The following is a 12,300-nucleotide window of genomic DNA, read 5'->3' on the forward strand; positions in this document are numbered from 1 at the left end:
TAAAATCTTAATAATTTGATTAATAGTGGCATTTACCGCATTCTAAACCTCCCATTTGCGCTGCAGTCAATTTCTCTACACCGTATTTTTTAGAAAGTTCTTCATGTATTTTAGTATAATACTCATTTCCTTCCATTTTAACATCAGTTTTTCTATGGCAATCAATACACCATCCCATTGTTAATTTAGAATACTGTTTCATGATTTCAAATTCTTGCACAGGACCGTGACAAGTTTGACATTCAATACCAGCAACAGAAACGTGTTGTGAGTGATTAAAATACACAAAATCAGGTAAGTTATGAATACGAACCCATTTTACTGGTTGCGTTTTCCCTGTATATGTTTGTGTTGTTTTATCCCAACCAACAGCTGTATATAATTTTTGGATTTGCTCATCATAGAAAGCTTTGCTGTACTCTGGAGTAGCAGTAGATTCTGCAACTTCTGAAATATTCTTATGACAGTTCATACAAACATTCAAAGAAGGAATACCAGCAGTTTTACTCACACGAGATGCAGAGTGACAATACTTACAATTAATCTCATTATCACCAGCGTGAATTTTATGAGAATAGTGAATTGGCTGAATTGGCTCATAATTCTGATCTACACCTACTTGCATCAAGAAACCGTATACAAAATAACCACTTGCCAACAATAAAAATATTGAAGTCACTAAAACCAAGAATTGGTTTCTTGCAAATGCTTTCCATATAGGAAGTCTAGCTTCTTTTGGTGCAACCTCGATTCCGTTTGCTTTCGCAACCTTTCTCAAGACACTGTTTACCAAATAAAGCATCACAACTAACATTGCCATCACAAGAGCAAGAGCTCCCAAAATAACATTATTAGAGATAGCCCCACTTTCGCCACCTGATCCAGGAACAGCAGTAGTAGCTGTTGTTGGAGTTTTAGGCTCTGCTTTAGGTTCAGAAGTATAAGCAATAATATTGTCTATATCTCCTGTTGATAATTGAGGAAACGAAGTCATCACTGACTTGTTGTGCTCTTCAAAAAGCTTCACAGCTACAGGGTCACCTGACTTAATCATGTCAGAACTGTTGTGAACCCATTTGTAAATCCATGCCATTTCGTGCTTAGCCGACACTCCTCTTAAAGCAGGACCTGTCGATTTTGCATCTAGTTTATGACATGCAGCACAATTTGCATTAAAAAGTTCTTTACCCTTTACCGGATCACCTCCCTGAGTAGCTGCCGGAGCAGTAGCTTCAGGCGCTGCTGGAGCAGCAGCATCTTGTGCAAATGAAGTTAGCGAGAAAATTAACGTTAGCCCTAAGCTTAAAAATAATTTCCTTGAGATCGAATTATGGTTACCCACCTTTTCCATATTGTATAATGATTATCTACTAAAATTTGGCACGACTTTTTCTGTATATAAATTCCGAAAAAACGAACACCTTCTTTTAAAACTTGCACAAAAATACAATTTAAGAACTATTCTCAAAACCTTAAAATAGTCTTAAATACCAATTTATATCAATTCTAAATAATTTTTCTAATATCCATTTATTTATTAAATACTATTTTTGCATAAAAACCATCACATTATGAGAATTTTAACCCCTAGAGAAAAAACACTTTATACTTTTTTGCTAGTACTTTTGGCATATAACATTAACGCACAAGATCAAAACATTACCCTTAATCAGGACCCTAAATTCGAGCAATTATTGAACGACAAGCGCAAAATTAACGCGTCAATTAGCGTTAACGAAAGCTATAAAATTCAAATTTTCAGCGGCAAGAGCGAGGAAGCAAAAAAAACATTGAGTGACTTTAAACAAGAGTTTAAAAACATTGACGCAACTATAATTTTCAATACTCCGAACTATAAAGTTATGGTTGGGAATTTTAAAAGCAGAATAGAAGCTGAACGAAACCTAGCTGAGATCAAAAAAAGATACAAAAATGTCTTTTTAATCAAGCCAAGCAAATAAAAACCATTAATTAAAACATACATTTTAGCAAAAAACATCCGAATTGGGTGTTTTTTTTGCTCGTAAAACACCGTTAAAAAAGCATTATTTTCAGCACTATATTCATGTAATTAAAACCGAAAAACATTAAATAATTCGAAATTTTCAGGCATAAAACTGCAAATATACATCCACAACAGAAATCCAAGCGTAAATCAAACCATGTCAAAACCTAATTAATTCGTTTTTCTTCGACATACGCACGACTTATTTGAGGCATTTCTTCTTTGACCGAAGCCAAATCTTTTTTAAAAACTAAATTTTCATAAAGTATTCTCACAGTCTCTTCTCCCATTCTCTACCCATCACAACATCGTTATTCTAATGTGCATGATACTTAATTCGACTTTCACCGAAGGCATATCCGCGTCTAATAATCTGTTCTTTTTTCGGAAAAAAGTTCACTTAAAACGAGCATCCATATCCATCCAACTGCCGAATACCCCGAAGGAAATGAACCGACCTTACGAAGTACTTCTTCTTGATTAGGAGCACAAATCTTTACATCATTAACAACAAATGGTCACTCTTGATTGTAATTGTTTTTTGGCAGCATAGGTCAACAAACCAGCATCTGTAATAACTCTACACATAAGGGTATAAAGTTTAGGTATATTATCTTCATTAATTTCAATACCTAAAATCGATTCAAAAGATTTTACTGCAGCCGGAAAAGTAAGATCCGCATCTTTAACAGCTTGTAAAAAAGATCATTATTCTTGGACTCAACAACCTTTTTAGCTCATTCCAAATCCAATATGTAGGCTGCAGAACCAAATTCAGGTGGCGGCGATATCAACATTAAACTATTTGGCAATTCCTCTTCAGACAAATAACCAAGTAACAAACCAGGCATTATTTCACTTAACTGCTCAACCTTGGTAAATTTCCAAGTAGTCTTATTTGACTTAAGAGCTTTATCTATCAGCACCCTAATAAGATGAAATATCTTTAACCTCACACCTGTTTCTTAACTAGAAGCCCTTAAAATTACCCTTTTTGACAAATCATCCAACAAAAGCCTTTTATAATTTCATACTCAGCCATCTCTCTTTTTCATACAAAGTATTTACTTACAAAAACAACTAATTTCTTACCTACTTGCTTCAATAATCAACTATCAGCATTCTAAAAAAAACTTAATATCTCTCTTAACAAAAAAAACCTAGCACCATAACTAATATTTCTAATTAAAATAGTCATATAAATGAATGTATTTTCCTTTATTACCGCACAGGCAAATTACATCATTCTGTTTCATATTCTAAATTGCAACCTAACGGTTCTTGATATTCACGTTTTATATGAATAAACTATTGAATTTTGTATTAACATTCACAATGTTGTCTTTTGTTAAAAAAATAAATTAGGCAGACAACTAAAAAAGGAGATTATGAAACTAAAAGTTAATTCTACAAACGTATTGTTTTTTGGAATGTTATTGCTCCCAATTCTGGCATACAACCAAGAAGTAGCCAGTTTGCCAAATGATTCTTTCAACAACTCACCTTATGGGTTTAATGCAAAGAATCTAACAACAGAAAGCTCTGTTAATGACTTCGATTCGTTTAAAAAAGAAAAACCAACACCACCTTGGTTTGTAAAACGCTTCAGGATTACAGCTGGAATATTTTTCCCCATAAACAATACTAAAGTTGAAGTAGGCAACGAAAGTAATACTTTTGGCACAACAATAGATTTTGAAGATGATTTAGGCTTTCGCAAATCAACAACTACTTTTTTAGCAGATTTACAATGGCGAATCTCACGCAGATCAAGATTAGACCTAAATTATTTCAACCTAAATCGTAGCTCTTTCCATACATTACAAAAGGACATCGAATTTAAGGATCATACTTATACTATCAATTCTGATGTTGATGCTTTTTTCAACACAAACATCTACCTCATTTCATATGGCTACGCTTTCCTAACGAACCCAAAATATGAACTAGGCTTAATGATTGGAGTACATGTCTTAAAAAGCGATGTAGGAATTAATTTTGAAGGAAATACAGCCAGCATTAGTTACAATGATAGCTTCGGTTTCACAGCTCCTCTACCCGATATCGGAATATGGGGCGGTTATGCTTTCACAGACAGACTTGCCATTAATGGTAATATTAGCTATTTATCAGTAAAAATAGATAACATAGACGGAAAAATAATTAGCTACAACGCCTCCCTCATGTATGAAATAATAAAAAGCCTAGATCTCTCATTAGGCTACACTGGATTAAATTTCACAATAGATGCTCAAAAAAATAATGCTCAAGGATATTTAAAATGGGGATATAATGGTCCATCCCTATCAGTGTCATATTCATTCGGAAAAAAGAAATTCTAATCTCAAAATCTAAATTATTAATACTACCGATATATTCTCTTTTAGAATATTCAGAAAGTTTAAAACAAAAAAATCCCGACAAGTCGGGATTTTTATTTGAAAATATAAAATTCTATTTCAATTTCTTTTTGATTGCTACTTCATGGTAAGCTTCGATTACATCACGTTCTTCGATATCATTAAAGTTTTTAATTTGAATACCACAATCGTATCCTTTAGCAACTTCTTTAACATCGTCTTTGAAACGTTTTAATGCTAATAACTCTCCAGTAAACACTACAACACCTTCTCTAATAATTCTAATCTTAGAATTTCTTGCAATTTTACCATCCATTACCATACATCCTGCAATAGATCCAACTTTAGAAATTTTGAATATCTCTCTAATTTCGGCAGTACCAAGAATTTCTTCTTTCATTTCAGGAGCTAACATTCCTTCCATTGCATCTTTTAAGTCGTCGATAGCAGCGTAAATAATAGAATAATAACGGATATCGATTTCTTCTTTATCTGCCAACTGTCTTGCATTACCTGCTGGACGAACATTAAATCCGATAATAATCGCATCTGATGCAGAAGCCAACATAACGTCAGTTTCAGTAATTGCCCCTACACCTTTGTGTATAATATTAATTTGAATTTCTTCAGTAGAAAGTTTAGAGAACGAATCAGATAATGCTTCAACAGAACCATCCACGTCACCTTTAAGGATCACATTCAATTCTTTAAACTGACCAAGAGCAATACGACGTCCGATTTCGTCAAGCGTGATATGTCTTTGTGTACGTACAGATTGTTCACGCATTAATTGAGAACGTTTTGAAGCAATTTGTTTCGCTTCTTTTTCATCTTCAAATACATTAAACTTATCCCCTGCAGTTGCTGCACCATCCAAACCTAAAACTGATACTGGAGTTGACGGACCTGCTTCTAGAACCGTATGCCCTCTTTCATCATGCATGGCTTTAATTTTACCATGATGTTTTCCAGCCAACATATAATCTCCAATCTTAAGCGTTCCATGTTGTACTAAGATAGTCGAAACATATCCTTTTCCTTTATCTAAGAAAGCCTCAACAACAGTTCCCTGTGCTGCTTTATTTGGGTTTGATTTTAAATCTAAAATCTCTGCCTCTAATAATACTTTTTCTAATAATTCTTTAACACCTAATCCTGTTTTTGCAGAAATATCATGTGATTGGATTTTTCCTCCCCAATCTTCTACAAGTAAATTCATACTTGCTAATCTTTCTTTTATTTTCTCTGGATTGGCATTTGGTTTATCAACCTTATTGATAGCAAAGATAATTGGAACTCCAGCTGCTTGCGCATGGCTAATTGCCTCTTTTGTTTGTGGCATGATGTCATCATCAGCCGCAATTACAATAATAGCAATATCCGTAACTTGAGCTCCACGTGCACGCATCGCGGTAAACGCTTCGTGACCAGGTGTATCTAAAAATGCAATTTTTTGACCATTATCTAATGTTACTCCATATGCTCCGATGTGCTGTGTAATACCTCCAGACTCACCAGCGATAACATTTTCTTTACGGATATAATCCAGTAAAGATGTTTTACCGTGATCGACGTGACCCATTACAGTAACAATTGGCGCTCTAACAACTAGATCTTCTTCTTTATCTGCAACTACCTCAATAGCTTCTTCAATATCTACGGTAATAAATTCAACCTCATAACCAAACTCATCAGCAACGATAGTCAAAGTTTCTGCATCAAGACGCTGGTTCATGGTAACCATGATTCCAAGTGACATACATGTACCAATAACTTTAGTAATTGGCACATCCATCATGATAGCAATTTCACCTACAGTAACAAACTCAGTAACCTTAATAGTTTTACTTCCTTCATCTAAAGCTCTTTGCTCATCATCAGATTTCTGACGGTGCGTATCTCTTTTATCTCTACGGTATTTAGCAGCTTTTGATTTTCCACCTTTACCTTGTAGTTTTTCAAGAGTTTCTCTAATTTGGTTTTTTACTTCCTCTTCAGTAGGCTCAACTTTTGCTACAATTGCAGGACGGTTTCCTTTTACAAAACCTGGTCTTGCACTTCTGTTAGCATTAAATCCGCCTCCTGCTCCTCCTGTATTTGGAGTAATTTTATTAGGATTAGGTGTTCCTGGAGGCGTTGCCGGTCTAGGCGCACCTGGTTTAGGAGCAATTCTTTTACGCTTATTTTTGTTAGCGTTATTTGCAGCTGCTCCTGGAGCTCCTGGCTTATTAGGAGTTATCTTTGGATCTTCTTTTTTCTTCTTAGGCTTATTAAATTGAGATAAATCAATTGTCTGACCTGTAAGAGTAGTTCCAGATAATTTTTGATATTGTGTTGTTATCGATTCTTCAACTGGAGGTGTAACTACAGCAGCAGATTCTGTTTTTACAACAGCTTCTTTTTCTGGAGCAGCAACCGCTACTGGTTTCACTTCTTTTTTCTCGATAACAGGTTTTACTTCTTTTTTCTCAGTAACAGCAACTGGAGGTTGTTGCACAACAGGCTGAACTACCTCTTTTTGAACAGGTTTTTCTTGTTTTACAACTTCCTTAGGTGTTTCAACTTTTACAGGCTCTGCTACTGGAGGAGTGTTTGGAATAATTGCAGGTTTTTTCGGATTTAGATCAATTTTACCAACTTGAACAGGAGCAGTTACAACAGCTCTCGCTTTTATAACTTCTTGTTGTTTTTGGCGCTCTTCGTCTTGTTTGCGTTTGTCTTCAATTTCTTTCTCGCGTTCTACACGCAATGCTTCTTTCTCTTTTCTTTTCTCCTCACCAACTTCTTTAGAAGCCTCTTTATTTCCCTTATCGCCCGCAAATTGGCTTTGTAGGATATTAAATTCCTTATCAGAAATTTTTGCGTTTGGATTTGCATCAATAGCAATTCCCTTATCTTTCAGATAATCCACAGCTCTTTCTAATGAAATATTTAATTCCCTTAAAACCTTGTTTATTCTTATTACTCTCTCTTCAGACATAAAACCTTTTTATTATTACCTATTCGTTGTGTTGTGAGAAAGATAGACTAACTATCAAACTCTTCTTTTAGTATTCGCATTACATCTAGAATTGTTTCCTCTTCCAGATCTGTTCTTCTTACTAAATCTTCTACTTCTTGTTTTAAGATACTTTTTGCAGTATCCAATCCTATTTTAGCAAACTCTTCGATAACCCAATCTTCGATCTCATCCGAGAACTCTGTTAATTCTACGTCATCGTCTTCACCGCTTGCTACATCTCCTTCTCTAATAACATCAAGCTCATAACCTGTTAATTGGCCTGCTAATTTAATGTTATGACCACCTCTACCGATAGCTTTAGAAACTTCTTCTAATTTCAAGAAAACTTCGGCTCTTTTTGTTTCTTCATTAATTTTAATAGAAGATACTTTTGCAGGACTTAAAGCCCTTGTAATATATAATTGAATGTTACTAGTATAATTAATAACATCTATATTTTCATTTCCTAATTCACGAACAATTCCGTGAATACGTGATCCTTTCATACCTACACAAGCTCCAACAGGATCAATTCTATCATCATAAGAATCTACCGCTACTTTTGCTTTTTCACCCGGAATTCTAACTACATTTTTAACTGTAATCAAACCATCGAATACTTCAGGAATTTCTTGTTCAAACAATTTCTCTAAAAACTTTTCAGAAGTTCTAGACATAATAATTTGAGGTTTATTTCCTTTTAATTCAACGCTCTCAATAATTCCACGAACATTATCTCCTTTACGGAAAAAGTCAGATGGAATTTGTTTTTCTTTTGGTAAAACAATTTCATTTCCTTCATCATCCACCAAAATTACAACTCTTGGACGAACATGGTGCACTTCGGCAGTATAAATATCTCCGATAATATCTTTAAATTGCTTATAAAGATTTGTATTATCGTGTTCATGTATTTTAGAAATCAAGTTTTGACGTAAAGCTAAAATAGCTCTTCTACCTAAATCAATTAATTTTACTTCTTCAGAAACTTCTTCACCAATTTCAAAATCCGCTTCAATTCTTCTTGCTTCTGTCAAAGTAATCTCCTCATTTTCAAAATCCAGATCTTCGTCAGCAACGATTACTCTTCTTCTCCAAATTTCCATATCTCCTTTATCAGGATTTATGATAATATCGAAGTTATCATCTGAACCGTATTTTTTCTTCAATGCATTTCTAAATACATCTTCTAAAATTGCCATAAGCGTTACACGATCAATAAGTTTATCATCTTTAAACTCTGAGAATGAATCGATTAATGCTAAATTTTCCATGCGAATTCTTTAATTAAAATGTTACTGTAACAATTGCCTCTTTAATTTCTGTATAAGGTATTTGTTGCTCTTTTTGAACTGTTTCTTTTCCTTTTCCTAATTTTTTAGGTTCCCTTGCTTCCCAAGACAAAATTATGAAATCTTCATTAGCATCAACTAATTCAGCCTCAATTTTTTCTCCATTAGTATTAACAATCAATGTTCTACCAATGTTTTTTTTGTATTGTCTAACCATTTTTAGTGGTGATCCAACTCCTACCGAAGCTACCTCCAAAGAGAAATCTTGTTCTTCTCTATCTAAATTATTTTCGATAGCACGACTAATATCAATACAGTCTTGCAAAAGCACTCCACTATCACCATCCAAAGATACAATTATCTTGAAAGCGTCGGTAATGGTCAAGTCTATTAAAAAAATTGATGGCTTTTCTAAGAGACCTTCGGCTATTAATGCGTTTACTTTTTCTTTAAATGTCATATTTTTATAAAAAGAGGGGACACTAGTCCCCTCATTATTTAGATTTTAATAAATAACGGTGCAAATATAGTGTTTTTTTATAAATCAAAATAAATTGATTGCTCTAAAAATATTTCTTATCTTTATAGAAGCATTAAAATTAACAATTTTTCATATAATCTAACAACTTAAAGTTATGAAACGCATTTTAGTTCCAACCGACTTTTCCGAACATGCCGAAGATGCTTTAAAAGTAGCTGCACAAATCGCAAAAAAAAATAATTCTGAGATAATCGTACTCCATACTCTTGAATTACCAACCCAAATGAACGATGCAATAACTGGCGGAATAAGCATCCCTGAGACGATGTTATTTATGAAAAAAGCCAATGAAATGCTTTCTAAAATCACCGAGAGACCCTACCTAGATGGACTTACAATAACCGAGATGGTAAAACTAGACAGACCTGCCGAAGGAATTGCAAAAGTAAGCAATGAACATGAAATAGACTTAATAGTTATGGGTTCACATGGATCTTCAGGATTTGAAGAATTACTCATAGGTTCCAACACAGAAAAAGTAGTTCGCCACTCTGAAATTCCAGTTTTAGTCATTAAAAAATACACGAACAACTTCAAAACAACAAATTTTGTTTTTGCTTCAGATTTTTCTAAAGAAACCGAAAAACCATTCAAAAAACTGATTGAATTCACCAAATTTTTCGATTCTAAACTACACTTGGTCATGATTTGCACTCCAAACAGCTTCAAACCAACCCATGTTGCTCAGCAAATAATGAATGATTTCATAACTCCATTTAATCTCAAAAATTACTCAACACACATTTACAATGACACCAATATAGAAAAAGGGATTATTAACTTTGCCAATAGTGTCGATGCCGACTTAATCGGCATGTGCACACATGGAAGAACTGGATTCGCACACTTTTTTAACGGAAGCATTAGCGAAGATTTAGTAAACCACGCAGTACGACCTGTTATAACCTTTAAAATCTAATACAAAACACACATTTTTTCCTCAAAAAGCTTCTCAACCGAGAAGCTTTTTTTTATTAACACAATCAACAACAGGTCAATATATCACACACAAATCAATTAATTCATGCGTAATTATGAGCTTTTCAACAAAGTAAAACTGAGCTTTCCAACAAAGTCGACAGCTACATTAACCACGAACTTTGTAAAACAAAATAAATCATAAATATAAAAAACATGAAAACAATAGACAAAGCTTACATCAACGGAGAGTTTGTAACACCAAAAGGAACCGAATATTTCGATCTTATTAGCCCGACAACAAACGAAAAACTAGGACAAGTACTTTTAGGAAACATAGAAGATACTCAAAATGCAATTGCCGCAGCAAAAGAAGCATTCAAAACTTTTTCCAAAACAAGCATAGCCGAAAGAATTAAATACCTACAAAACATACAAACCTCAATAGAAAAAAGAAAAGAAGCCTTTATTAACGTAATGATTGAAGAATATGGCGGAACATTCCAATTCTCATCAATTAGCTATGAATACATGCTAAAAGGTCTCGAGTCTACAATTAACCTATTAAGTACTTATAAATTCAACAAAACAATGGGGAAGTCTGAAGTTCAAATGACACCAATTGGCGTAGTAGGAATTATAATCCCTTGGAACTCAAGCAATAGTTTTATATGCAGCAAATTAGCTACAGCAATAGCCGCGGGATGCACAACCGTTATCAAACCAAGCGAAATGAGCGCTCAACAAACAGAACTTATTACTGAATGTCTTCATGAAGCAGGATTACCCAAAGGAGTTTTTAATATAGTAAATGGTTTAGGAGAAATAGTTGGCGCAGAAATTAGCCGTAATCCGGATATTGCAAAAATCTCATTCACAGGCTCCACTAATGTTGGCAAAATCATAGCCAAAGAAGCAATCAATACTATGAAACGTATTACTCTGGAACTTGGCGGAAAATCACCAAATATCATCCTAGATGACGCCGATTTTTCAAAAGCAATCCCAATGGCAATAATAGCCGCTTACATGAATAGCGGACAAGCCTGTATTGCCGCAACAAGATTATTGATACCCGAAAACAGATTAGAAGAAGTAAAAACTCTTGTAAAAGAAACAATCTCGAACACCATTGTAGGAGACCCAAAAAACGAAACTACAAACATAGGACCAATGGTAAGCAAAAAACAATACGAACGCGTACAGAACTACATCCAGATTGGCATTAACGAAGGCGCAGAGATACTTACTGGCGGATTAGGAAAACCTCAGGGATTAGAAAAAGGGAATTTTGTAAAACCTACAGTATTTACAAACGTAAACAACCAAATGAGAATTACCAGAGAAGAAATTTTCGGCCCCGTTTTATCAATCCTAACATACAAAACAGAAGAGGAAGCCATTGAAATCGCCAACGACACAACTTATGGATTGCAAGCCTATGTAAGTTCTTCAAACGAAAAAAGAGCTCATACTATAGCCTCACAAATTAATGCTGGACGCGTACTAATAAACGGTCTCGGACATGATCCAATGGCGCCTTTTGGAGGATTTAAACAATCTGGAATCGGCAGAGAATTTGGAATACTAGGACTAGAAGCTTATCTAGAACCAAAAGCATTGATTAAATAACAACCACATCCCGATAGAGAAAGTCCTACTTGCAGAACTTTCTCTATCTTTTTAGTAACTTTACTTTATGACAACCGTAAACACAAAACCCAAAATATTATACTCTTGCTATTTTACACGTAGCCGCGAAGGCGAGCATTTTATACCAGAGCACGTATTTAGCTATCAAATTTCAGGCGAGATGATCGCTTCTGATAGCAAAAACACCTACCACCTAAAAGAAGGCGATTACCGCTTTAGCAAAAGAAATCATTTGGCAAAATTTATAAAAATACCTCCCGAAGGCGGAGAGTTTAAAGCCATATCATTATTCCTAGATCAAAACATATTAAAAGAAATAAGCAAAGAGTACAATTTTAAAATTGAGAAAAAAACTCAAGAGGAAGCAATGATTTCACTATCTCCAAATCCGCTATATGAATCTTTCATGAAATCCCTAATTTCTTACCTGGAAGTAGAACAAAATGATAACGAAGTTCTGTTTACTTTAAAAATATAAAGAAGCCGTTCATCTTTTGCTCAAAATAAATCCCGAACTTAAAGACATTCTA

Annotated in this window: 10 protein-coding genes; 5 read left to right on the forward strand and 5 right to left on the reverse strand. The window is 34.3% G+C overall.

Features of this window, described 5'->3' with window-relative positions; genetic code table 11:
• Positions 1-19: 19 nt before the first annotated feature.
• Positions 20-1,351 (reverse strand): c-type cytochrome, encoded by a 1,332-nt coding sequence (locus OIU83_RS22840; protein WP_264208581.1) that lies wholly within the window; start codon positions 1,349-1,351, stop codon positions 20-22.
• Between the two features lie 220 nt (positions 1,352-1,571).
• Here OIU83_RS22840 and OIU83_RS22845 point away from each other — a divergent pair, with 220 nt between their 5' ends.
• Positions 1,572-1,961: an SPOR domain-containing protein gene (locus OIU83_RS22845; protein WP_264208582.1), complete on the forward strand. Its 390-nt coding sequence runs from the start codon at positions 1,572-1,574 to the stop codon at positions 1,959-1,961.
• Between the two features lie 211 nt (positions 1,962-2,172).
• On the opposite strand, the gene OIU83_RS22850 is transcribed toward OIU83_RS22845, so the two are convergent.
• Entirely contained in the window at positions 2,173-2,295 is a 123-nt protein-coding gene (locus OIU83_RS22850; RefSeq protein WP_264208583.1) for a hypothetical protein, read from the reverse strand.
• 1,098 nt (positions 2,296-3,393) lie between these two features.
• Between OIU83_RS22850 and OIU83_RS22855 the strand changes: the two genes are divergently transcribed.
• Positions 3,394-4,347, forward strand: coding sequence for a hypothetical protein (locus OIU83_RS22855; RefSeq protein ID WP_264208584.1), 954 nt, complete (start codon positions 3,394-3,396; stop codon positions 4,345-4,347).
• A 112-nt stretch (positions 4,348-4,459) separates the two neighbouring features.
• On the opposite strand, the gene infB is transcribed toward OIU83_RS22855, so the two are convergent.
• Genes infB through rimP form a run of 3 tightly spaced genes read right to left on the reverse strand, consistent with a single transcriptional unit; the run spans position 4,460 to position 9,118 of the window.
• Positions 4,460-7,345 (reverse strand): translation initiation factor IF-2, encoded by a 2,886-nt coding sequence (infB, locus tag OIU83_RS22860; RefSeq protein ID WP_264208585.1) that lies wholly within the window; start codon positions 7,343-7,345, stop codon positions 4,460-4,462.
• 47 nt (positions 7,346-7,392) lie between these two features.
• On the reverse strand, positions 7,393-8,640 hold the full coding sequence (gene nusA, locus OIU83_RS22865; RefSeq protein ID WP_035623592.1) for a transcription termination factor NusA: 1,248 nt from the start codon (positions 8,638-8,640) through the stop codon (positions 7,393-7,395).
• 13 nt (positions 8,641-8,653) lie between these two features.
• Complete coding sequence (rimP, locus tag OIU83_RS22870) at positions 8,654-9,118, reverse strand: ribosome assembly cofactor RimP (RefSeq protein ID WP_264208586.1); 465 nt, start codon at positions 9,116-9,118, stop codon at positions 8,654-8,656.
• Between the two features lie 175 nt (positions 9,119-9,293).
• Here rimP and OIU83_RS22875 point away from each other — a divergent pair, with 175 nt between their 5' ends.
• From OIU83_RS22875 to OIU83_RS22885, 3 genes are all read left to right on the forward strand, one after another.
• A complete protein-coding gene (locus tag OIU83_RS22875; protein WP_264208587.1) occupies positions 9,294-10,118 on the forward strand; it encodes a universal stress protein in 825 nt (274 codons plus the stop codon).
• A gap of 215 nt (positions 10,119-10,333) precedes the next feature.
• Positions 10,334-11,749 (forward strand): aldehyde dehydrogenase family protein, encoded by a 1,416-nt coding sequence (locus tag OIU83_RS22880; protein ID WP_264208588.1) that lies wholly within the window; start codon positions 10,334-10,336, stop codon positions 11,747-11,749.
• Positions 11,750-11,816: 67 nt separating this feature from the next.
• Positions 11,817-12,248: a hypothetical protein gene (locus tag OIU83_RS22885; RefSeq protein ID WP_264208589.1), complete on the forward strand. Its 432-nt coding sequence runs from the start codon at positions 11,817-11,819 to the stop codon at positions 12,246-12,248.
• The last annotated feature ends 52 nt before the right edge of the window (positions 12,249-12,300 follow it).

Source organism: Flavobacterium shii (genome assembly GCF_025847235.1).
GTDB lineage: Bacteria > Bacteroidota > Bacteroidia > Flavobacteriales > Flavobacteriaceae > Flavobacterium > Flavobacterium shii.